Raw genomic sequence first — 23739 nt, forward strand, 5'->3', positions numbered from 1 at the left:
GCAACTTTATAGGAACTGAGGACTCGTACGTGTAAGGGAACTGCAATTCTAAAACACGTTATAGTTCTCCTCCTTTCCTATATAAAGATATTTAATACAAACTAAAGAAACACGTTGGCAATAATTAAAAAAATGAAAACCACCTTTCAAGAAATTTCTTCAATACTTAAAGTTTACCAACAAACTATTAAAAATTTTTGTTCAGATTTTGGAATAGATTTTAATAATCAATTTATTGGTCGAGGTTTTGTTTCAAATTCAATATTTAAGCCAGAATTTATTGACTTTTTAAAATCAAATCATAATTTTATTCGTTTATATGAAAAAGATAATTATCACGATAAAACTGCTTCCTATATTGCAAAAAAAATTAACAGACCTTTAGATGAAATTGAGAAATATCTTAAAAAAAATAATTCTAATTTTCATAACGACATAAATTTTAAATTTGAAAACAGTAGCTGTTTAAAATATATTTCATCATATGCAATAGATTATAATTTAGGGGGTAACTATGAATTTCTAAAATTTAATAATTATTTAAAATGAAACATAATAAAGAATTTAAGATTTTCGAATTAATTAGACTGAACCATACTCTTTGCCATTACTGTATGGATGAGTACAAAAACAAATCAAATATTTATGTTCCTGCTTTTGAAATAATAAATAAAGGAAAAGGATTTTTTGAAGAATATACTTTAGAATATGATTTTTGGAAAAAAAATAAATACACTTATAAAAACTTAATAAGCATTAATTTTCTTGATTATGTGGCTAAAGAAGAAAAAATTATTTACTTACCAACTATTATTTTTTTTGGAAAATTAGAGGATTGGCAACTTATCTCTTATTTGGCAATATTAAATCACTTCAATCCAAAAATATATTATGAATTTTATAAAAAAGGTGAGTCTCTGAATAATATTAAAAGTGAAATTGTTGAAAATGACAATACTTTAGTTAAAAACATTGTCTGTTTAAGAAATGAGGAAGAAATAAGTTTGTTGGAGTTTGCAAAACTTGAATTTGAAAAAATAATTAATAAAAATGAACTAATTGAAATTGTGGAATATTATCTATATAATGAGCATAAAGAACATTATAATGATATTGTAGACGATTATGTAAAAGATGATTTTGGTGCAGACTATAGCTACAATGACCAATTAGATTTAGACCAACAAAGCCCTGAATATTGGGATAATCTTTAAAACTTAATTTTAAAATTTTCTAAAAAAATTTAAAAACTAATAATTATACACAAAAATGGAAGATTTTAAATCAAAAATAAAAATACCATTATCACTAAAATTAGATAAAATAATTTCAAAGTTATTAGATAAAAACGAAATTAATAAAGGGTATGTACTTGAAGTTGGCTCATTTATTTCAGCCCATTTTATAGAAAACTTACATCAACAAAACTTTAAAAAAGGTAAAGGTCCTTTAACTAAATACCAATTAGAAGTAATTTTTGAGAATGTTGGCGACTTTTATTTACAAAATTTCAAGAATCAATTTACTCAATCAGATGCAGAAGTAATAATGAAAAGAACAATGGATATTGTAATGTCAGAAAATTCAGAAAAAATTATATCTGATTATTTTAAAAAATTAAATATTTAACTCTCAAAAAAATGAAAAATATTTTAATTATGTATATAATTATTTTACCGAATTTAATTTTTGCTCAAAAAAATAACTGGGTAGAATTTTTGAAAGAGAAAATTATAATATTGGAAATAAATAAAACAAGAGAATATAAAATTGAAGATTTAATATTCGATGTTACTTGGAATAAGAAATTAAATTATTCAAAAAATATTGGCTATTATGGTGGAATTGAAAAATTGACCATACACAAAGGAAATAAGAAATTACAAATAATAAAAATCATAGAAGATTCAGTAGCTCTTGGAAATATTTATTTTTCTTTTTATGACTATAATTTTGATGGTTACACGGATTTTTCTATTCCAATTAATTGTGGAAATAGTTGTTGGGAAAAATATTATATCTTCAATCCTAAATTAAATAGATTTGAACACAAGAAGAGTTGGGATTATTTAAGAATTCAAAGAATAGATAAAAAAAACAAACTAATTATATCTCATCCAAGCGGAAATGCAATTAAAGATAACATAAAATTATTTAAGATAAAAGGAATGGAAATTATTGAAATTAATACTTAATAACCATACCATATTTAAAATTAACAAATGACTTTAGGAGAATTAAGAAAAGAATTAGATGTTTACAATAAGACTATAAATAATTATAATAAAACATTCAACTTAAATTTGAATATTCATACTTATGTAAAAAATCCACAGAAGTATGCTATTAAAGACTATCAAGAAATAAACGATAAATTAGTTGAATTTTTAAAATCTCACAGAGAAAAATTAATTGAATATGAAAACGACTATTATAAAAGTAAAACTATAACAGAAATATCTATCAAATTAAGAATAGACATTACAACAATTGTGGAATATTTACAGAAAAGATTAAATACATATTTAATTATTTCAAAAAAAGAAAATCCAAAAAATGAAAAAATATTAATAGACAAAATAGATGGAGATGCACATTATGTCTGTCCAGAAAATGAAGGTTTAATTTACGAAAAAACTAAAGTTTGTAAAATGTCGAGTTATGATATTTTAAAAAAAATACAAATTGAAATTCTGAAAAGTAGAATTGAATTTAACATGAAAGAAAAATAACTATTGCCAACACCGTATAAACTTTATTGCTGGTTTTGGCTCACTTGGGAAATTCCTTCGGAATTTCGCCGTTCGTGTTTTATTTAGTAAATTCACTGCTTAAACAACGCAACAAAGCTTATACAAAAACGTTGGCAACAAGCTAAAAAAACATCGAGAATGAATGAAAAATGGGAAGAAATTTGCTTTTTACTGTCCGAAAATATAGGAACAGAAATTAGCGAAAGTGAATTTGAACAAAATGTAATCCAAGCGTTAAGGGTTTTGAATTGGAAAGAGTTTGCTGGCGATATTCAAATTCGACCATCATTTCCATTTGGAGCATCTAACAGAATAATGCCTGATTTTGTGATTAATTCACCTGATAAGAAAAATCTGTTTGTAATTGAAATTAAACAACCAAGCATTCCATTAACGACTAAATTTCAGCAACAACTTTTTTCCTATATGCGACAATTAAGGCTTGAATATGGAGTTTTAATTGGTGAAGCTATACAAGTATTTTACGATGGCGATTTAACAAATCACGATGACCCAGTTCTACTCGAAACATTCCGAATAGAAAAGACAGAAACAAAAGGAGAGAAATTTGTAGAATTGTTCACTAAAGAAAATTTCAGTTTTGATTTACTAAAGTCATTTACAGAAAATTCTTTAAAGAAAATCAATCGAAGAGCTGACCGAAAAATTCTCACCAACAAAATATTATCGGAAGAATATCAATCAAAAGTTTTAGAGTTGATTAAGCAAGATTTCTTAAACGAATATGATGCGGAATTAATTGACAATGCCTTAAGCGAGATAACAATAAATATTTTGGGACATCAGAATATCGAAACACCAAAACGAATAGTTTACGAACAAACTAACTCGGAAAACGGAAGTTCAAGAGATACGACAAAATACAGGCTAAATGGTGGCAATAAACGACTTGCAAAAAATAGATTTGTCTTGGAATTTGTAAGACAATATTTAAAAAGGAAACCGACAACGTTTAGTCGTTTGAAAAACGTGTTTCTCGATGAATTTCAAGGTTCTACAGGAGTTGTTAACGAACTTGAGTTTGTAGAAACGAAATACGCCAACAAAACGGACAAAAGACATTTTCTTGAAAATGACGAAATTTTAGAAAGTTCCGATGGAATAAAATTTGTTGTATCAACTCAATGGGGAAAACATAACATAACCGAAATTGTCGATTTAGCAAGAAAAGAAGGTTTTCAAGTGGAAGAAGTCTGAATTGAAAATCAGAACTCAAAAAGCCAGTTGCCAACAACGTATATAGCTCATAGCTTGGTAGTTGCTTAATCAAAGTTAAGGCATATTTGGAAAGTCGCCAAATTTTTAAATTTGACGATTTCCAATAAAAAAGATAAATAGTAAAATTTAAAAATCTAGCTTGTGCTTAATCCGAAAATTATTTTCTAATTTGCACGCTACGAGCCATATACAGAGACGATGGGATGCAATACCTTCGGTCTTTTGCATCCCATCGCCGCGCGGCTTCGCCGATGACATGCGCAGCCCTTCGGGACTGCACACATCATCGGCTAAATTCAATTTTTGAAATTGAAAAATACTGCGTATCTTCCAATTTCAAAAACTAAATTTAGCCTCGCGGCGTTAGCATACATTATGAAAAACATCACGTTACTGATTTTAATATTGAGTTTTATAAGTTGTAATTCGGACAAAAAAATGGCTGAATCAAAAACTACATCTGAAAAACTAAATGCTGACCTAATCGGAATTTATGAATATAAAACACCTGAACAATCCGAAAATCACTACATCGTTATTGACACTTTGAATGGAAATTATAACGGACTTTATTTCGGAACCGAAGATAGCGGCGGACACGGAGTTTTCTTTTATGGAAACGGAATGGAAAACCTGAATTTAGATAACGATAAAATCAGTTTTGAAATCGGAAAAAGAAACTTATACGAAACGACTCGATTTAGAATCGTAAAAAACAGAAAGAATTTAGAAAAGGATTCAACAAGCGGAGTTTCAAAAGGACAATTAAAATATAACGGAGAAATAACGAAAAACGGAATTGAAGTAAACTGCGAATCGGAATTTGGAGATTGTTGGGAAAACGAAATGAATTTTGAAAAACTAACTGAAAATAAATAACGTATGCTAACAATGGCTATAGTTCATTGCTTCGGATTTTCTGCCGAAAATCCTCGCACTTTTACTATCTTGGTTTCTTAATCGGAAAATCCTCGCGGATTTTCACGCAACGAAACCATAGCCGAAACCGTTGGCAACAAGCAAAAAAAACCGTTCCAAAAACAAAAAATAGTTCTGAATTTGAAAATTTTGTATATTTGAAAAAAGTTATAACAATGGACATACAATCAAGAAAAATAGAGTTTATGCAAAAATTTCTTAAAATTCAAAGTGAAGAAGTTATTTCTAGGCTTGAAAATATATTGAGAAAAGGAAAGATCAATACTGAAAATATTGATTTTACACCAATGTCTATTAATGAATTTAATTTGAGGATTGACCAATCAATGAATGATTCAGAAAACGGAAAGTTAATTGAGGCTAGTGATTTAAAAGCCAAAATGGAACAATGGGGTTAAAAATATATTGGACTGAATTTTCCGAAAAAGAACTCACTGAAATTTTTAAATATTATAACAGAAAAGCAAATTATCAAGTTGCAAAAAAAATAGTTGACGGAATTTATAATGAAACTTTAAAATTAAAAACTCAACCAGAAATTGGACAAATTGAGGAATTATTAAAAGGAAGGAAACAAAATTTTAGATATTTAGTGTTTAATAATTATAAAATTATTTATTGGATAAATACTAACAAAAATTGGGTTGAAATTAATGATGTATTTGATACTCGACAAAATCCACCGAAAATTAAGCGAACGAAATAATGCCAGATTGCCAACACCGTATATAATTTATTGCTAGTTCTAGCCTACTTACGAAAATCCTCGCGGATTTTCTATTCGGTTTTTATTTGCTAACTTTAGTGCTAAACCACGCAACAAACCATATACAATCACGATGGGATGCAATACCTTCGGTCTTTTGCATCCCATCGCCGCGCGGCTTCGCCGATGACATGCGCAGCCCTTCGGGACTGCACACATCATCGGCTAAATTCAATTTTTGAAATTGAAAAATACTGCGTATCTTCCAATTTCAAAAACTAAATTTAGCCTCGCGGCGTTAGGCACAATACGAAAAAACACCAGTTAATAAATTGAAAAATATCGCTAAAATATTTTGTTTCGGTCTTTTAATCTCAATGTACGGTTGCAGATTTGGAGATTGGTATATTAGTGAACTATATGCCTTAAAAATAGAAGGAAGCTCTAAAATAATTTATAAATATGACGCTTGGGGAGGATTAGATTCGAACGCAAATGGATATATTATATTAGATTCAACAGAAACCTTTAAAGTTAATGTTCAAGAAGAATTACCATTTTATTACTTACGAGAGATTCCAAAAAAGAATAAAATTTTAGGAGTTACCCATAAGTGTGATAATAGTTGTGGAGAAAATTATAAGAACTCAACACCTATTTATGAGCCAATAGAAACCGAATACACAAAAAAAGAAAACATCGAAATCGAAAATACCATTTATCAATATCGTGGATTTGCGGAAAGAAGTGGTGGATTAGGAAGATTTCATTTTGAAAGTTTCAAAGAAGAAAGAGATAGTATTTTTTTCTATGATTTAGATGACGTAGAAAGTTTAAACGGAATTCATTTAGATAGTTTAAAACTAAAAAAGAAAATGGTGTTAATTCAAAAAAATGATAGTCTCGGAATAATCAAAAAAATTGTTATGGAAGATTTGAGAATTGACAAAAAGAATAATGAAGTTCTTTCTAATAAAACATATTTTTTAACGCCAAAAAATGAAACAAAAGTCGAAATGTTCTCTGATTATGGAATATTTAAACCAATTAGAGCGGAATAAGTACTGTGCCTAACAACATATATAATTTATTGCTGGCTTTTTGCTTACTTGCGAAAATCCTCGCGGATTTTCTTGGTCTGTAATTATTTACTAAATTAGTTGCTTAATTCACGCAACAAACCATATATAAACACGTTACCTCTAATTACGCACGCACTCAAATCTGAACAAAATATGAACTGAAAACTGCGCAATTAAAGCGGAACAAAATGCTGAATTTATCACTCGAAACCTGAATTTACTCTTGCGGAATTTTAGCAAGTTTACCGAAAAAAAACTAGTTTGATTTTCGATTTTTTTTTGAGTTTTAAGAAAGTAAAAACTAAAATAGTCGATTGCGGAATTTCACTCAATCGGAATTTAGCAAGTTTATGAAAACTGAACTGCATCTGAATTGAGCCACTTTCGGATTTGCTCACTCTATCGGAATTGAAAAACTTTGCGGAATAAAACGTAATCGGAATTTACTCAAGCGGAATTGAATTGCGGACGGAAAACTGGAACTGAAAATCAATAACTAGAGGTAACAACGTGTATAAAAAATTGCTTATATTGGCTTAATCAAAAGGTAGTTGCTCGTTTGCACACATCTGAATTTCCTTCGGAAATTCCTCGCGCACAAACACGCAACTATTCATACACAAAACCGTTAGCAAACATTAGAAAATGGAATTCTGGAACAAGAAAATAGAACACTTTAGAATTGAAGATTCACAAATCTATGATGCTAAAATTTTAAGTCCTGATTACAGTCAGGAAAATAATTTGAGTTATTCAAAAATAAAAAAATTAAGAAATGAATGGATAAAAGTATTACCAAAACTTGAAAATCTTGAATATCTATTTGTTGGACATAGAGTCAATCAAGAATATTTTGAATCAATTTGTAATATACCAAATTTGAAAGGTCTTGAAGTTAAAGTCAGTCAAATTAAAGATTTTAGTTCTATTGGAAAACTGAAAAAATTAGAGAACCTTGATTTTTGCGGTAGTAAAGGAATTTCTAATTTGAAAGGAATTGAATTATTGCCTGAACTAAGATATTGCAAACTTTCTCAATTTTTCGGAATTGAAACTGTTGAGGAATTGTCGAAATTACATTCTCTCGAAAAACTGAACTTATTTGGAAATTATCACGGACAATCTTTGAATTTAAAAAATATTGAACCTTTATCTAAATTGGAAAACTTAAAAGTACTTGGTTTAGACATCAAAACAAAGTTAAATCTAAATTCCCTTCTGAATTTAAAAAATTTGAATTGTTTAATACTACCAGATTCATATCATTCTAAAATGAAAGATAAATTATCAAAAAAAATTGAATTAAGATAAAAACGTTTGCTAACACCGTGTATATTTTATTGCTTTCTTTTAGCCAACTTACGAAAATCCTTGCGGATTTTCTATTCAGTATTTATTTGCTAACTTTACGCTAAACCATCGCAACAAAGCATACACAAACACGATGGGATGCAATACCTTCGGTCTTTTGCATCCCATCGCCGCGCGGCTTCGCCGATGACATGCGCAGCCCTTCGGGACTGCACACATCATCGGCTAAATTCAATTTTTGAAATTGAAAAATACTGCGTATCTTCCAATTTCAAAAACTAAATTTAGCCTCGCGGCGTTATGCCTCATTAATAGCCACCTATGGAAATAAAAGATATAATTGAATCAATCGTTAATCTTTTCAACTTTGAACTGATTGAAGAAACGGAAACAAAAGTTACATTCCGAATTGTATCTGAATATACTGCAATTCTTGACAAACAAAATCTTTCTGATATAATAGAGAAAATAGGAGGTTTAAAATCCAACGAAAACATAGAATTATTTGATTCTCAAAATTATGAAGTACTCGTCCGAAATGAGTCTCGAATTGCAATGAGAAGAGAATTAGAACAAGTTGACAGTGTAAATAAGTTGGAATATAGCCTAAATAGTCCTTCCGATGAATATCTCGTTTTCTTATTGTTTAATCTAAATAAAGAGAACACACCTAATATATTTCGTAGAAGTATAATGGGTCACAGATTAAAAAGAATATTTGGAGAACAAGAGGAACAACCCGAATTATTTGAGCATTCTTTACTTGAGGTAATAAAACGAGGATTAATGCGTCTTGAAACTATTAGTATAAAATCTAAAACTATTAGAAAATTAGATGAATACGAACGTTTTCTTTATGCTTTCATATTTAATCTAGGTTTTAATTTAGATATGAACATTCAACCTCTTCGCTTTATTGAAGAATTTACTCAACCATATAAAATTGGAAGAATTAGGAGAGCAAGACCTATGGAAGTCGAACCACCTAAACGAATTTATATAAATGATTTAGTACTACATTATCAAAAAGCTATTTCATCTGATAGTATTGACCATCAATATTTATCATACTATCACGTTATGGAATACTTCTTTGAAAAAATATATAACGATGATGTTATAGACACAATTAGGCAAGAACTAACAAAACCAAATTTCTCATACAAGAGACAAAGAGATGTAAAAGGTTTGGTAAGTACTATTCAAAAAAAATTACGTTACCGAAATGAAGAATTTAGCATAAACGAACTTGAAGCTTTAGAATTAACCTTAAAGAAATACATATCAGATATAGAAATGTTCACAGAATCTTTAGATGAGTTATCTGAAACATTACTTGATTATTATAAAGGGAATGAAGTTAGTTTTTGTCAAGGTCAAAAAGTAGATTTTAAAAACACAAACAAAGAAGAAATTTATAGAAATCTTGCTAAAAGGATTTATAAAACAAGAAATGCTATTGTTCATAGTAAAGAAAACGAAAAAAGTAAATATGTTCCGTTTAAAAATGACAAAGATTTGATAAACGAATTGTATTTAATGCGTTTAATAGCTGAAACTCTAATATTAGAAACCTCAAAAGAACTGTAGAATAACGAGGCATAACAATGTATATAAAAAATAGCGCAAGTCGTTGCTAATACTAAGGTTTGGGCATTTTTAGGAAGTCGCCAAATTTTTAAATTTGACGATTTCCAATAAAAAGATAAATAGTGAAATTTAAAAATTTGGCTTGTGTTTAATCCGAAAATTATCGCTTATTTTCAGCGCTACTTTTCATATACGAGACGTTAGCTGTAATAAAACTGAACCCAAGCAAGCAAGAACAATGAAACTTATAATTCATATTTATTTAAAGAAAATTAAAGTTATTCTGTTTGTAATTGCAATCGCATCACTAACTTCTTGTGCTTCATTTAAGAAAAGTAAATTATCTGAAAATCAAACCTATTTGACTGACGAAAATTTAAACTTATTAAACGGTACATACAAGAATAATATGTACAAAGGACCTGCACTTTCTGAATATTTTTGGGGTTCACGTATAAATATGAAAGAATTTCAATCTATTTATGAATTAATTTCTGAAAAAAAAGTTCCTTATTTCATTACATTGAAAGTCCTCGATAAAAACAGTCTGAGGGTTGAAATTAAAGTTGATGAAAGAATCCTAAAATCAAATGTAATTAAAGGTAAAGTGAGAAATGGATATTTTGAACAGAATAGAAAAATGGGTGCAGTTCCAGTAATTCTGTTTAACACAATTTATTCATCAAAGTTCAGAATTGGATATTTAAAAGACAATAATTTAATAACTGACTTTAAAAAGATTGAATTCGGAACATACTATTTCTTAATTCCTTTCAGTGATAATAAAGAAATTAATAATTTAATACATAAGAAAGTAGATGAATGAAACGAAAATACTACAGCTAACAAAGTATATAATTTATTGCTAGTTTTAGCTCACTTGCGAAATTCCTTCGGAATTTAGCCGTTCGTGATTTATTTAGTAACTTGGTTGCTTAAACCACGCAACAAACCATATACATAACCGTTGTGCCTAATTAGAAAAAAAACTGAATGATAACATCTATATTTTTACGCCATTTTAAAATTTATAAAGGAATTACTTTCATCCCTATTTCAGAAGGAGTTGGGTTTTCTAGTTTAATTGGCGAAAATGGAGTTGGAAAAAGTTCTGTTTTAGAAGCTATTGATTGTGTTTTGAATCAAAAAAACAATAATTGGCCAATAAATAACGAAGCCAAAAATGAAGGTGTTGGTGGAGATAATTTTCCATATATAGCTCCAGTATTTTTAATCAAAAAAGAAAAATTAAGAAACACAAAACTAGCGGACCAAGAATTATTCCGAAAAGCTGAAAAATTATCCAATTTTATTTGGAACAATAATCTTAAGGCTCCAACAAAAAGTTCATCTGCATTTAATGAGCACGTTAATGAATTGAAAAAGTCTTATGATAAAGATGATTATTTCATTCTAATCGTTGGTAAAAAACATAATGATAACTCTATATATTTTGGAGGTTATCAAAACTATCTAGATTTTATCGGAGAAAAACCAACAATAAAACCCTCTGAAAAAGAAATACAAGAATATTTTAAAGGTTTTTATGATTATATTATCTCACACTATTCTTACTTATATATTCCAGTAGAAACAGATGTTTTTACTTATACCAAATTAGAAACTGTAGAAATGCAGAAACTAATGGACAAAAACATTCAGGATGAAATCGTTAAAGCAATTAAACCAGGAACCTTAAAACAAATCAATAAAGATTTAAATTATTTTGTTAAAGATGTTGAAAGTATATTAGAAGAATACGAGTATAAAGGCTATCACAAGAATAGCTTAACAATGCCTGATTTAGTTTCTAAAATAATTGAAGCATACTTTTCTATTAAGGTTTTAAACAAAAAGCCAAAAAACGGCTCTAAACTAATACCTGTCAGCGAATTAAGTTCTGGTGAGAAAAGAAAAGCACTAATTGATGTAGCATATTCATTTCTCTTAAAAAATAAGAACACAAATTCAAATGTAATTCTAGCTGTTGACGAACCAGAAGCATCTTTACATATTTCTGCTTGTTATGACCAATTTGAAAAACTTTTTAGTTTAACTAAAAATAAACATCAAATAATCATATCTACCCATTGGTATGGATTTTTACCAATTGTTTTGAATGGAAGTGCAACTTCAATTAGAAAAAAAGCTTCAAATGAGAACTCTGCTGATTTTTTTAATCTATATAATTACAGAGAAACAATAACACAAGCTAGAAAAAAAACTAAAGGTAAATTACCAATTGACTATAATATTAAAAGCTATAATGATTTAGTTCAATCAATTCTATTTTCAATTTTAAAAAATGAACCATACAATTGGATTGTATGTGAAGGTCTTTCAGAAAAAATATATTTTGAAATTATGTTCAAAAACGAAATTGAAAATAACAAATTAAGAATACTTCCTTTGGGTTCTTTCAAAGAAGTCAGAAAGTTATATAATAACTTATTATCTCCAATCAAAGATCCAGATTATACTATAAATGGTAAAGTCATTTGCCTTATTGACACAGATTCAGAAAGAGTAGAAGTTGATTATGAAAACAATAATAAAAATTTATTTTTTTATAGACTTTGGAATAATAAAAAAAATAATTTAAAAACTGAACTTATAGACGTAAACAGAAACTCAATGAATCCACCAACTGAAATTGAAGACTGTTTGAATCCATACGTTTATAAGCAAACATTAATTGAATTTACAGAGGAATACGAAAGCATTAAAAGTATTATAAGTAACTGTGAAGTTAGAGAAAATGCGACTAACTCCTATTCTACTTTCGATTTAAGAGATAGTGAAAAAGATGATATCAAAGCTTTTTTCGATGATAATCAAGGTTATAACAAAATAAGATTTGCAGAAAAATATATTGAAATCTTACAAAAACCATTTTTCAAAGATGAAAATGAAATGGAATGGATTATGAAAATAAAAAAAGTAATTAACTAGGCACAACAACGTATAAAATTAATTGCTAGTACAAGCCTACTTACGAAAATCCTCGCGGATTTTCTATTCGGTTTGTATTTGCAAAATTAGTTGCTTAGACAACGCAACTAATCTTATACAAAACCGATGGGATGCAATACCTTCGGTCTTTTGCATCCCATCGCCGCGCGGCTTCGCCGATGACATGCGCAGCCCTTCGGGACTGCACACATCATCGGCTAAATTCAATTTTTGAAATTGAAAAATACTGCGTATCTTCCAATTTCAAAAACTAAATTTAGCCTCGCGGCGTTAGCACCAATTTGAAAATTAACAAGAAAATATGACGAATGAATATTTAGAATATTATCCGAACAAACTTGCAAAAGATTTCAAATTTGACAAACATTTAAAAAACGAAAAAAGGTTTCAAGAATATTGCAGAGGGAAAGAAATTCCATATTACAAAGACGAGGGAAATTGGGGAACAAAACTTGACATAGGGAATATACCAATAAAAGAAGCTGTAAAAAGAGCTTTTATTTTACAAGAATTTGGAGTTTGGAAAGAATGGAAAAATACAGGAAAGAATATTTTTAATTTTTCAAAAAACCTAACAGAACTTTTGAAAGAAACAAATGTCCTTGACCTTGATATTTCAATTATAAAACTACCATACAAAAACTTTTACATTGACTTAACTTCAGCAAAAATTCCTTTTGAAGAAAATGGCTCTGAGTTTATTGAAGGTGCGTTTATAACAGATGAAAATTATGATGCTGACAATGGAGACTCTTTTGAAAGAGCAATAGGTGTAGATTTTGCTGGTAAAGACTACATTGAAAAATATTGGAAAATAAATAAAAATCTTTGTTGGGATGGAGATAGAGGTTTTCATTCAATGACACTCTTTCTTGAAAAAAATGGTGATTTAAGAACTATTCAAGACGCTATTAATTTTGATAAAAAAGGATTTGTTGGAGAAGCAACTTTTGACGAAAGAGATGATAATACAAAAATAGAATTATATCTAATTCATAAACAATTCGTAGATAGAACAATAAATTTCATTATAAATTGTCTTTTATATCTAACAACTAAAGATGTCGATATTGAAAAAGAATATCCATCCGATTTACCCTCTTATTTGAAAACAAAACTAAATAAGGCTAATACTAAAAGGAAAAAAGAAATTGTAGAAACTGAAATTATAAAAGGAGGGTTTACAAAAATCAAATACGTTGGTCGGAAAATTAAGTCGAATTATATCTCAAATACTCCAGATAGAGAAATATCAACTCATTGGAGAAAAGGACATTGGAGAAATCAAAAAATTGGAGAAAATTTATTAGAATCAAAACTTATTTGGATAATTCCTACAATTGTAAATAAAGAAAAAGGAGAACCGAAAAAAGGACATATTTACGAAATAAAATAAAAAACTGGTGCTAACACCGTATAAACTTTATTGCTGGTTTTAGCTCACTTGAGAAATTCCTCCGGAATTTCGCCGTTCGTGTTTTATTTAGTAAATTCACTGCTTAAACAACGCAACAAAGCTTATACAACAACGTTGCCCACAATTTATGAAAATCATCAATTATATAATAATTCTGCTTTTAATTGGAACTTCTTGTAAGGGAAAACCAAAATCTGAAATTATAAAGACGGACGAATTTGAATTAATCAAAGCCGAAAACCAAAAAGGATTATTGATTTTATTTCCTTGTTTCCCTTGTGATGCAGAAAACACATTATCTGAATTTAAAATTACGGAAATCAGTTTGGAAAATGACTTTTCGGTTTTAGCAATGAACTTGAATCAACGACTATTTTTAAGACAAATTGAAAAACAAAAAATAGCAGAACAATTGGAAAGTATAATTACTAAAAACCAACTATCAAAGGAAAATATATTTATAGGTGGTTTTTCAAGTGGCGGAAATGTAAGTCTGTTAATTAGCGATTACCTTGTGGAGAGCAAAAGTCTAATTGAACCTAAAGGCGTTTTTATAGTAGACTCGCCAATTGACCTTTTAGCACTCTATAAAACTGCTAAAAAGAATTTAGAATTGAACTTTTCCGAGCCATCTATTCAAGAAGCAAAGTGGATTAAAGAGTTTTTTGACAATGAGTTTGGAAATCCAAAAAATGGAATAGTCAATTATGAAAATAACTCACCTTTTACTTATGAAACACAAAATATCAGTAATTTAAAAGGATTACAAAATTTAAAAATCAGATTATATACAGAACCTGACTTGAAATGGTGGAAAGAAAACCGAAAAAACGATTTTGAAGATTTAAATGCTTTTTACATTGAAAAAGTATCAGACAAATTAAAATCTGAATTTGGAAACAAAAATATCGAATTAATAAAAACAGAGAACAAAGGCTATCGAGCAAATGGAGAAAGACATCCACATTCTTGGGCGATTGTTAACGAAAAAGATTTGATAAAATGGATGACGGAATAAAAACTGTGGGCAACACCGTGTATAATTAATTGCTTGGTTTTAGCTTATTTACGAAAGTCCTCGCGGACTTTCTATCAGTGATTTATTTGCTACCTTTAGTGCATAAACCACGCAACTAATCATACACGTATTCCAAGATCAAATCCTAATAAAATTTAGTTTTTATTTTAAGCAGCATAATTTTGAAGAACAACATATGGTGTTCCTCTTTTAACAACTGCAAATGCTCTTGCTATTAGTTTGTTTCTCACATTATTTATCGCCAACATTTTATCTTTTCCTTCTGCCAACTTTTTTTGATAATACAACTTTAACTCACTATCATGTTGTATTGCAGAAACACTTGCCATACTCAATAAACTTTTCATCTTTCTGTCTCCTAAATAATGACATTGTTTTCGCCTGTGAATGCTGGTGCCAGAACGATGCTCAAAAGGTGCAGTTCCACAATAACTGGAAAAAGCACGCCAACTTTTAAAACGGGTAAAGTTACCTGTATGATAAATTAATTGGCAAGCAACGACCAAACCAATTCCTTTCATACTTTTTAGTAATTCGTAATTTTTACTCATAGAAACATCATCAAAAATGATTTCTTCAATTCTAATTTCTATAGATTTTACTTGTTTAGACAAATAGTCAATACTACGCTTTAAACTGATACAACCTAAATCTGTTGTAGAACTTGTTAAAAGTACTTTCATCTCTTTTAAAGTGCCTTTTAAACCTGCATTATTTCGAACTAATTGATCTCTTAAAGCTAACAGTCTACCAAGTTCTAAATGAGAACTGCTTTTTACTGTACTCGGCATTAACTCTTCTCTGTAAAACCAACCATACTTTGCTATTACTTGAGCATCTAGCTTATCTGTTTTCTCTTTTACAATCCCAGAAGAACGCTTAATTTTTAACGGACTCTCCTCAACATAAACAACTTTCTTACTATGGAAATAAAGTGCCAACTTTAATGAATAATAACCTGTGTTCTCAAAACAATAAAAAACAGCACTTTCTTTTGTCTGTTTTAAAACCCATTTTAAGAGACTTTTGTAACCAGCTATATCGTTCTTAAACTCTTGGTGAACTTGAGCATGATAACAATAGGCATCAATCGTCTTTTTTGATACATCTATTCCTACTACTTCTCTGTAATTTTTCATATTTTTACAATTAGAATGATTAAATATGTTGCAAAAACTACTTCCTTTATCGGGTTTTTATAATCCTGGTATTCCAAATGGTTCTTTGCAACTTTATAGGAACTGAGGACTCGTACGTGTAAGGGAACTGCAATTCTAAAACACGTTATAGTTCTCCTCCTTTCCTATATAAAGATATTTAATACAAACTAAAGAAACACGTTACCATACATACGCCAAAATGCCCAAAATTGAACTTCAAACTGAAATAAAAGCTGATAGAAAAGTTGTATTTGACCTTTCGAGAAGTATCGATTTACACAAAATTTCCACTGAACAAACTAATGAAGAAGCAATCGCTGGAAAAACAAGCGGATTAATTGGAATGGATGAAAGCGTAACGTGGAGAGCTAAACATTTTGGAATCTACCAAAAACTGACTTCCAAAATAACGGAATTTGACCGACCAAATTTCTTTGTGGACGAAATGGTTAAAGGAGCATTTAAAGAATTTAAACACGAACATCACTTTGCGGAATTGAATAACGGAACTTTGATGACTGATATTTTTGAGTATAATTCACCTTTTGGAATATTAGGAAAGATTGCAGACAAACTATTCCTTAAAAAATATATGACTGAATTACTGACCGAACGAAATAGAGTTGTAAAAGAGTTTGCGGAATCTGAAAAATGGAAAGAAATAATAAATGAATAAAGTACGTATGGTAACAACGTGTATAAAAAATTGCGTAGTTTAGTGCTTAACCAAAGTCAGTTGCATTTTTGTTACGTCTGATTTTCCTTCGGAAAATCAGACGTAACAAAAACGCAACTTTCCATACACAAAACCGTTAGCAACAACTAAATGACGACAACGACAGCAACATTTACAGGAATAAAAAAGAAAATTCAAGAACAAATTGAAAAATCAAAAAGCTCAATTAAAATTTCTGTTGCGTGGTTTACAAGTAAAGATTTATTAGGTCAATTAATTGATAAAGTTGAAAATGGGTGTCAAGTTGAAATAATAATAAGTGACAATATTGAAAATAAGAGATTATCATTTGATAAATTTATTAAACTTGGAGGTAAAGTTTTTATAATGCAAACAAGGAGCGGGAAATTTCTGCACGATAAATTTGCAGTTTTTGATGAAAATAAGCTAATTGCTGGTTCTTATAATTGGACAAATTCAGCTGAATATTATAATCACGAATTCATTATACAAAGTGAGGAAAATATATTGTTGAAACAATTCAATATTAGATTTAAAAACTTAAAAGAAATTGTTACAAATTATGACCAATTAATACTATCAAGTAAATCCGAATTATTAGCAGACACGAAAGAAACCGAATTTCTAAAACTTGAGAATGAATTAGAAGAACGATTTATGGAAACTATAAAAGAAGCTAATGATTTAGGTGCGAAAATTAATTCAAATAACATTATTTCATATATTCATAATTATGGAGCAATTGGAGGAGCTTCAAGATTAATTAATTTAGGAACCGAAAAATTACAATCAGGATTTATAAAACTTTGGGAAATAAAAAGATTAGACATAAGTTTTGAAAGTATAATTCTTCAGGAAAAATATAGAATACTATTTAGTAAAGAAATTTTAGAAAAAGCTGAAAAAAGATTAAAAAAATTAGAAGGGAAATAAAAAGCAGTTGCTAACACCGTATATAATTTATTGCTGGCTTCTTACCTACTTGCGAAAGTCCTCGCGGACTTTCTTTGTCGGTAATTATTTACTAAATTAGTTGCTTGAAACACTCAACAAACCATATACAACAACGTTGTAAACAATTTAAGACGAACATTGAGGAAAATAATAAAATACGGATTTTTGACTTTTGCATTAGTGGTTTTTGGCTGTAACGGAGCTGATTATTACAATCTCGGAATTTACCAAGCAAGACAAGGAAATCAAGAAAAAGCAATAGAATATTTCACAAAAGCGATAGAAGTTAATCCTAAAGATGCAGACGCATATTATAATCGAGCTTACGCACAACACTTATTAGGTGGAAAGGAAAAGCAAACAATTTCTGATTACTCAAAATCTTTAGAACTAAATCCAAATGACAACGAAGCTCATATGAATCGTGGACTTATTTATATGAAAATGGGAAATAATGAAAAAGCAATTTCTGATTACAAAGAGTCAATCCGAATTAATCCTAATTATTCAATTGTATATGGAAATTTAGGAAATGCATACAAACTGAAATTAGATAATGAAAAGGCTTGTGAGAATTGGAAAAAATCTTTGGAATTAGGAAACGAAAATGTCCGACCAAGAATAAAAATGAATTGTGAATAAAAAACTGTTTACAACAACGTGTATAATTCATTGCTAGTTATAGCCTACTTACGAAAGTCCTCGCGGACTTTCTACCTGTGATTTATTTGCTAACTTTAGTGCTTAAACACGCAACGAAATCATACACAAACACGATGGGATGCAATACCTTCGGTCTTTTGCATCCCATCGCCGCGCGGCTTCGCCGATGACATGCGCAGCCCTTCGGGACTGCACACATCATCGGCTAAATTCAATTTTTGAAATTGAAAAATACTGCGTATCTTCCAATTTCAAAAACTAAATTTAGCCTCGCGGCGTTGGCAAACATTAAAAACCGAAAATAAACTAAATGGGATTTGGATTTAATCTTGGAATGATTTTCATAATACTTCCTCTGACTTTAATACTTTTTTTATTAGGAGCAATTACAAAAAAAGGAGGGTTTTTTAAAGCTATTGGTTGTATTTGGATTCCAATATTGTGCCTGATTGGACTTTCTGTAATTATGAGCATATTTCCTGACACAAGTGTTCTTGAAAAAGAAGATTATTATGGAGAATATATAATTGACCGAAATTTTTTCAAAGGAAAACAAGCTGATTGGCAATACAACCATTTTAGAATGGAAATAACTGAAAACGATTCGATTTTTCTTTACACAATGGAAAATGGAAAAATAATTTCGATAAACAAAGGAACAATATCAACAGTAAAACCATATAGTTCTGAAAGACTCGTTCTAAAAATGAATGAGCCTAATCACCATATTACTGAAACAAACCCGACAACTTATCGAAAAAGTTGGTGGAATTTTTATTTAGTTTTTAAATCTAAAAAGTTTCATAATATGTATTTTAGAAAAGGAAAATGGGAAAAAATAAAAACTGAATAAAAACGATTTGCCAACACCGTGTATATTTTATTGCTTTCTTTTAGCCAACTTACGAAAATCCTCTCGGATTTTCTATTCAGTAATTATTTGCTAACTTTACGCTAAACCAACGCAACAAAGCATACACGTATTCCAAGATCAAATCCTAATAAAATTTAGTTTTTATTTTAAGCAGCATAATTTTGAAGAACAACATATGGTGTTCCTCTTTTAACAACTGCAAATGCTCTTGCTATTAGTTTGTTTCTCACATTATTTATCGCCAACATTTTATCTTTTCCTTCTGCCAACTTTTTTTGATAATACAACTTTAACTCACTATCATGTTGTATTGCAGAAACACTTGCCATACTCAATAAACTTTTCATCTTTCTGTCTCCTAAATAATGACATTGTTTTCGCCTGTGAATGCTGGTGCCAGAACGATGCTCAAAAGGTGCAGTTCCACAATAACTGGAAAAAGCACGCCAACTTTTAAAACGGGTAAAGTTACCTGTATGATAAATTAATTGGCAAGCAACGACCAAACCAATTCCTTTCATACTTTTTAGTAATTCGTAATTTTTACTCATAGAAACATCATCAAAAATGATTTCTTCAATTCTAATTTCTATAGATTTTACTTGTTTAGACAAATAGTCAATACTACGCTTTAAACTGATACAACCTAAATCTGTTGTAGAACTTGTTAAAAGTACTTTCATCTCTTTTAAAGTGCCTTTTAAACCTGCATTATTTCGAACTAATTGATCTCTTAAAGCTAACAGTCTACCAAGTTCTAAATGAGAACTGCTTTTTACTGTACTCGGCATTAACTCTTCTCTGTAAAACCAACCATACTTTGCTATTACTTGAGCATCTAGCTTATCTGTTTTCTCTTTTACAATCCCAGAAGAACGCTTAATTTTTAACGGACTCTCCTCAACATAAACAACTTTCTTACTATGGAAATAAAGTGCCAACTTTAATGAATAATAACCTGTGTTCTCAAAACAATAAAAAACAGCACTTTCTTTTGTCTGTTTTAAAACCCATTTTAAGAGACTTTTGTAACCAGCTATATCGTTCTTAAACTCTTGGTGAACTTGAGCATGATAACAATAGGCATCAATCGTCTTTTTTGATACATCTATTCCTACTACTTCTCTGTAATTTTTCATATTTTTACAATTAGAATGATTAAATATGTTGCAAAAACTACTTCCTTTATCGGGTTTTTATAATCCTGGTATTCCAAATGGTTCTTTGCAACTTTATAGGAACTGAGGACTCGTACGTGTAAGGGAACTGCAATTCTAAAACACGTTATAGTTCTCCTCCTTTCCTATATAAAGATATTTAATACAAACTAAAGAAACACGTTGTAAAACATTTAAAAAAAAACCGAAAACTGAATTGAAAAAAGGAACTTTAATAATAATTTCGTTTGTATTGATTATACTTTCCTTTTGGCTCGGAATGAAAGTTGAGCGTGAATTAGCAAGTTGGGACGAAATCGGAAAACCAGTATTTGAAAAGGAACAGATTTACTTTCCGAATAAAAAAACCTTTCTTTATCTGAAAAGCAAAAATTGGGGATTGACTGCTGACCATAAAATTTCTGTTATTTCGACAAAGTCAGACCTTGAATTTCAACCTGACTCAATATCTGAATATATTTTTCAAGGCTTTGGAGGAATAATATACAAAGTGGAAAATAATACTCTGAAAATCTACTCGCATCAAAAACCGAAAATTCCATCGAAATTTGAATCAGAAATAAACGTGGAATTAATAGAAGTTAAGAATAATTCGGAATGGAATAAAATGAAGGAAAACATAAACAACAATTATCAAGAATTTGAATAAAAATGATTCCAACAGATAGCGAATTTACGACTCTTTATATCGCATATTTATTAATGCTAATGTTTTTGATATTTGGTTTATTAAAATCAAAAAATAAAGCATTCTACAAATGGAATTTTCTTTTTTTTGGAATCTATTTAGCAATAATGATTTATGTTTTTTCAGATTCAGAAAATTTCAGATATGGTAATTCACTTGTTGTCTTGTTTTATGGAGGAATATTTGTGCTTTTACACTTTATTATAATAGGAGTTATAAAACTATATAAATTAGTAATAAAAAAATAAAAACGTTTTACAACACCGTATTGTGTAGATAACACTCTGTATGTATTGATTTTATTGACTTAAACAAAAATTAATTAAAAAAGGTACAACATAGGTACAACTTTTTAAACTGTAAAATAGAGAGGAAAATATAGTGATCTATAAGCATAAAAAAACCGTTACAAATATATTGTAACGGTTTCTTTTTGAATGTATTTATGCTTAAAGTTATTAAGCTGCCGTACCAGAGCCTAAATACACGCTGTTTGATACTTGTGTTCCATCAGCAGAAACAAACGCCATAAATAGCTCTACTGCATCACCTGCATAAGTGCCTGGTATAGTAACGACTTGAGAACCTACTGTTCTATCAGCACCATCAAGAATAGAAATTGATTCTTTCTTACTTGGGTTGTAAACTAACACCATTGCTTTATCCGTTGCATTTGCATTTCCTTCTGCTGAGTTGTCACCCCATCCAAAAGAAACTTGTCCTGCATTGGTTAAATCAGTTGTACCATTTAAAACACCAGACAAACCACCTCTACTTAATAACGCTAAAGAATAATCAATCGTGAAGTTAGGTGCAACACCGCCTACTGCATTATTCAACACATAAGACATAGCAGCATTAAATTCCGTTTTCTTGGTTGCAAATGACTTATAACCGATTTTTATAAAATCTTTAGTCGCTTGCAAATACTCCAAAGTAATAGTAAATTTATTACGCTGATTCACTTGTCCCTCTGTACGAGGATTCGCCACACTTGCTGGCTTAATTCTTATGTAGTCGATACCTTTCCAACTACCTCCAATAATACTTCCTACCTTACCCGATAAGCTTCCTAAAATACCCTGTGGAATTTTTCCCATCTTTATTACAATTTAAAATTAATATTTGTTCGGATTTGGTACGGACTTGATATTGCTTTTAAACTTTGTTTACTCCTCTAATATAACCAAAATAATGCCATTTTGTTACTGTTTTCAGTCGTTTAGATGCCTTTGCATTATGCTTCTTTCGTTTGCATCAAGTTGAAACAATTACGTATATATGCGACCTTTAAAACTGCCATTTTATCAATGACATTTTGTAACTCTTTTTCTTTTTTACTGATAACCTCAACCGCTTTAATATGTTTTTGCATTATATCCTCTGTATTAGAATTAGATTTTAAACTATTTTTAAGCGTTTTTCTGCAATCATCTATAGAGATAAACGGAATAACACTTCCTTTTAAATAATAAGCGTAAAAACCGCCTATTTGTAGCATCATAGATAAATGAAAAAGTGTGTTTTTCTCTTTTTCGGTTGAAGTAGTAACTACAAAACAATTAGGACAAGGATTTGAGAGCGGTTTTCCGCTGTTTAGTCCTTTGTTTAAGATGAAAAAATGAGGGTTTGAGTAAGTTTTTCCTGTACGGTGTGTTTTCAGTTCAAAAGTTGACATAGCTATCCAATTTAAAATTGCTCGCTACGCTTCGCTACATTATTTTTTTTGAAAAGAATAAAAAGATAGCCATAGTTGTTGTGGCGTGGGTAAGGCTGTCAAGGTTTTTGGATAAAAGTTTTTTGAGTTAAAATGTTTAATGAAAAAGAAAAAGGTTTGTGAAAAAAGTTTTATTCAAAACCCGTAGGGCTTGACCTTTACAGGCTTGTGCGGCTGGCAGAGGAAGCCACATATATTTGCTACCTTTTTTTATTTTAATCCTATAAATGCGAATATTACTATAATTATCAGCATAACTATTGTGAAAACTTTTGTTGTATATGAATCGTCGCCTTCAGGATTTTCAATTTCAATACCGTTTTTATCTATATCTTTAGGAAAGAATAAATCAAATAAATCTTCAATCATTTTTTTCATACTATAAATTTAACTTTTCTGGGGAATTAACACTTAAAAAAATAGGTTTTAATCTTTTACTGTGCGGTGGATGAAGCGTTTGTATGGGTATTGGTTTAAATAGTTGTTTGATAAAACAGCATTTAAATTAATACTTATACAGGACTTTTAGACGATAGCTTTTTGTTTTTTTGAGGCACGAGAAAAAGCAATATGCTATGGCGTAGTACTAACTTTCTTAAACCTATTTTTTTATATCCTATTTCTTGGGTGGTGGGGAAAAGTGGTCTTTAATATTTGTTAGTGAAATGAAACAAACAAAGACTTGAGTTAAGGAATACTTGGACTTAATGATGGTTTTGTGCAGTTGAATGAGATAACGAATATTATTTCCAATTATCT

At 29.5% G+C, this 23739-nt stretch carries 26 protein-coding genes; 21 read left to right on the forward strand and 5 right to left on the reverse strand.

Annotation, left to right across the window (positions count from 1 at the left end; genetic code table 11):
- The first annotated feature begins 132 nt into the window (after positions 1 to 132).
- From LPB136_RS08610 to LPB136_RS08685, 16 genes are all read left to right on the forward strand, one after another.
- A complete protein-coding gene (locus LPB136_RS08610) occupies positions 133 to 549 on the forward strand; it encodes a hypothetical protein (protein ID WP_072555928.1) in 417 nt (138 codons plus the stop codon).
- Positions 546 to 1214: a hypothetical protein gene (locus tag LPB136_RS08615; protein WP_158009625.1), complete on the forward strand. Its 669-nt coding sequence runs from the start codon at positions 546 to 548 to the stop codon at positions 1212 to 1214. The genes LPB136_RS08610 and LPB136_RS08615 overlap by 4 nt, the downstream gene beginning before the upstream one ends.
- Before the next feature lie 55 nt (positions 1215 to 1269).
- Positions 1270 to 1629 carry a hypothetical protein gene (locus LPB136_RS08620; protein ID WP_072555930.1) on the forward strand — a complete coding sequence of 120 codons (360 nt, stop codon included), beginning with the start codon at positions 1270 to 1272 and terminating at the stop codon, positions 1627 to 1629.
- 11 nt (positions 1630 to 1640) lie between these two features.
- Positions 1641 to 2195, forward strand: coding sequence for an XAC2610-related protein (locus LPB136_RS08625; protein ID WP_072555931.1), 555 nt, complete (start codon positions 1641 to 1643; stop codon positions 2193 to 2195).
- 27 nt (positions 2196 to 2222) lie between these two features.
- Positions 2223 to 2732 (forward strand): hypothetical protein, encoded by a 510-nt coding sequence (locus tag LPB136_RS08630; RefSeq protein ID WP_072555932.1) that lies wholly within the window; start codon positions 2223 to 2225, stop codon positions 2730 to 2732.
- Positions 2733 to 2891: 159 nt separating this feature from the next.
- On the forward strand, positions 2892 to 3971 hold the full coding sequence (locus tag LPB136_RS08635; protein WP_072555933.1) for a type I restriction enzyme HsdR N-terminal domain-containing protein: 1080 nt from the start codon (positions 2892 to 2894) through the stop codon (positions 3969 to 3971).
- Positions 3972 to 4430: 459 nt separating this feature from the next.
- A complete protein-coding gene (locus LPB136_RS08640) occupies positions 4431 to 4871 on the forward strand; it encodes a hypothetical protein (protein ID WP_072555934.1) in 441 nt (146 codons plus the stop codon).
- 215 nt (positions 4872 to 5086) lie between these two features.
- Positions 5087 to 5329, forward strand: a complete 243-nt coding sequence (locus tag LPB136_RS08645) for a hypothetical protein (RefSeq protein WP_072555935.1) — start codon at positions 5087 to 5089, stop codon at positions 5327 to 5329.
- Positions 5320 to 5637 carry a type II toxin-antitoxin system RelE/ParE family toxin gene (locus LPB136_RS08650; RefSeq protein WP_072555936.1) on the forward strand — a complete coding sequence of 106 codons (318 nt, stop codon included), beginning with the start codon at positions 5320 to 5322 and terminating at the stop codon, positions 5635 to 5637. Before LPB136_RS08645 ends, LPB136_RS08650 begins: the two co-directional genes overlap by 10 nt.
- A 377-nt stretch (positions 5638 to 6014) precedes the next feature.
- Complete coding sequence (locus LPB136_RS08655) at positions 6015 to 6698, forward strand: hypothetical protein (RefSeq protein ID WP_072555937.1); 684 nt, start codon at positions 6015 to 6017, stop codon at positions 6696 to 6698.
- 666 nt (positions 6699 to 7364) lie between these two features.
- A complete protein-coding gene (locus tag LPB136_RS08660; RefSeq protein ID WP_072555938.1) occupies positions 7365 to 8030 on the forward strand; it encodes a leucine-rich repeat domain-containing protein in 666 nt (221 codons plus the stop codon).
- A gap of 321 nt (positions 8031 to 8351) precedes the next feature.
- A complete protein-coding gene (locus tag LPB136_RS08665) occupies positions 8352 to 9620 on the forward strand; it encodes a hypothetical protein (RefSeq protein WP_072555939.1) in 1269 nt (422 codons plus the stop codon).
- A 238-nt stretch (positions 9621 to 9858) separates the two neighbouring features.
- A complete protein-coding gene (locus LPB136_RS08670; RefSeq protein ID WP_072555940.1) occupies positions 9859 to 10446 on the forward strand; it encodes a hypothetical protein in 588 nt (195 codons plus the stop codon).
- A 167-nt stretch (positions 10447 to 10613) separates the two neighbouring features.
- Positions 10614 to 12572, forward strand: coding sequence for an AAA family ATPase (locus LPB136_RS08675; RefSeq protein ID WP_072555941.1), 1959 nt, complete (start codon positions 10614 to 10616; stop codon positions 12570 to 12572).
- 322 nt (positions 12573 to 12894) lie between these two features.
- Positions 12895 to 13989, forward strand: coding sequence for an AcrVA2 family anti-CRISPR protein (locus tag LPB136_RS08680; RefSeq protein ID WP_072555942.1), 1095 nt, complete (start codon positions 12895 to 12897; stop codon positions 13987 to 13989).
- Between the two features lie 148 nt (positions 13990 to 14137).
- The gene (locus LPB136_RS08685) at positions 14138 to 15028 is read left to right on the forward strand and encodes a hypothetical protein (RefSeq protein ID WP_072555943.1); all 891 of its coding nucleotides are present in this window, start codon (positions 14138 to 14140) and stop codon (positions 15026 to 15028) included.
- A 167-nt stretch (positions 15029 to 15195) separates the two neighbouring features.
- On the opposite strand, the gene LPB136_RS08690 is transcribed toward LPB136_RS08685, so the two are convergent.
- Complete coding sequence (locus LPB136_RS08690) at positions 15196 to 16188, reverse strand: IS110 family RNA-guided transposase (protein ID WP_072554704.1); 993 nt, start codon at positions 16186 to 16188, stop codon at positions 15196 to 15198.
- Between the two features lie 220 nt (positions 16189 to 16408).
- Here LPB136_RS08690 and LPB136_RS08695 point away from each other — a divergent pair, with 220 nt between their 5' ends.
- From LPB136_RS08695 to LPB136_RS08710, 4 genes are all read left to right on the forward strand, one after another.
- A complete protein-coding gene (locus LPB136_RS08695; RefSeq protein ID WP_072555944.1) occupies positions 16409 to 16885 on the forward strand; it encodes an SRPBCC family protein in 477 nt (158 codons plus the stop codon).
- A gap of 150 nt (positions 16886 to 17035) precedes the next feature.
- Positions 17036 to 17839: a phospholipase D-like domain-containing protein gene (locus tag LPB136_RS08700; RefSeq protein WP_072555945.1), complete on the forward strand. Its 804-nt coding sequence runs from the start codon at positions 17036 to 17038 to the stop codon at positions 17837 to 17839.
- Between the two features lie 186 nt (positions 17840 to 18025).
- Positions 18026 to 18502 carry a tetratricopeptide repeat protein gene (locus LPB136_RS08705; RefSeq protein ID WP_162272277.1) on the forward strand — a complete coding sequence of 159 codons (477 nt, stop codon included), beginning with the start codon at positions 18026 to 18028 and terminating at the stop codon, positions 18500 to 18502.
- A gap of 331 nt (positions 18503 to 18833) precedes the next feature.
- Entirely contained in the window at positions 18834 to 19376 is a 543-nt protein-coding gene (locus LPB136_RS08710; RefSeq protein ID WP_072555947.1) for a hypothetical protein, read from the forward strand.
- 167 nt (positions 19377 to 19543) lie between these two features.
- On the opposite strand, the gene LPB136_RS08715 is transcribed toward LPB136_RS08710, so the two are convergent.
- On the reverse strand, positions 19544 to 20536 hold the full coding sequence (locus LPB136_RS08715) for an IS110 family RNA-guided transposase (RefSeq protein ID WP_072554704.1): 993 nt from the start codon (positions 20534 to 20536) through the stop codon (positions 19544 to 19546).
- A gap of 235 nt (positions 20537 to 20771) precedes the next feature.
- On the opposite strand from LPB136_RS08715, the gene LPB136_RS08720 reads away from it, so the two are divergent.
- A complete protein-coding gene (locus LPB136_RS08720; protein WP_158009626.1) occupies positions 20772 to 21224 on the forward strand; it encodes a hypothetical protein in 453 nt (150 codons plus the stop codon).
- Positions 21225 to 21721: 497 nt separating this feature from the next.
- Here the strand turns inward: LPB136_RS08720 and LPB136_RS08730 are convergent, their stop codons facing one another.
- The 3 genes from LPB136_RS08730 to LPB136_RS14020 form a co-directional block, all read right to left on the reverse strand.
- Positions 21722 to 22363: a DUF6266 family protein gene (locus LPB136_RS08730; RefSeq protein WP_072555950.1), complete on the reverse strand. Its 642-nt coding sequence runs from the start codon at positions 22361 to 22363 to the stop codon at positions 21722 to 21724.
- A gap of 137 nt (positions 22364 to 22500) precedes the next feature.
- Positions 22501 to 22941, reverse strand: a complete 441-nt coding sequence (locus LPB136_RS08735; protein WP_072555951.1) for a DUF6943 family protein — start codon at positions 22939 to 22941, stop codon at positions 22501 to 22503.
- A gap of 249 nt (positions 22942 to 23190) precedes the next feature.
- Positions 23191 to 23358 carry a hypothetical protein gene (locus tag LPB136_RS14020; RefSeq protein ID WP_158009627.1) on the reverse strand — a complete coding sequence of 56 codons (168 nt, stop codon included), beginning with the start codon at positions 23356 to 23358 and terminating at the stop codon, positions 23191 to 23193.
- Between the last annotated feature and the right edge of the window lie 381 nt (positions 23359 to 23739).

Origin of the sequence: Tenacibaculum todarodis (genome assembly GCF_001889045.1) — a bacterium.
GTDB lineage: Bacteria > Bacteroidota > Bacteroidia > Flavobacteriales > Flavobacteriaceae > Polaribacter > Polaribacter todarodis.